The sequence below is a fragment of the Micromonospora sp. ABR4_055 genome (genome assembly GCF_056160425.1).
Map to the genome: position 1 here is coordinate 1 of NZ_JBSWXD010000373.1, position 284 is coordinate 284.

Annotated in this window: 1 protein-coding gene; it reads right to left on the reverse strand. The window is 72.2% G+C overall.

All coding sequences use genetic code 11. The annotated features are described in order from the left end of the window. The coding region (locus ACXAHD_RS32455; RefSeq protein WP_475055232.1) for a hypothetical protein at positions 1-284 on the reverse strand (284 nt) is incomplete at both ends.

A 284-nucleotide genomic window follows, 5' to 3' on the forward strand; every position in this document is an offset into this window, starting at 1 on the left:
GCCGTCCACGTGGTCGCACTGCCGCAGCGCCACCAGATCACCGGGGCACACCAGAGCTTCGTCGTCAGGCATCGTCCGACGCTCCGTACGATCCGGCGGACTCGTCCTGGTCGTCGTGCGCGGGTATCCGGCGGTCATCAGCCCGGAGAGATGGAGTACGGCGCGGATCCGCCGGGCGCTACTGGGGTCCCAGCGGTCCAGGATGGCGATCGCCCGCAGGAACGGCCGGCAGGGGCCGGGTACGCCGCCGCACCGGTGGCACTCGCCGGTGGTCGGGTTCGGGA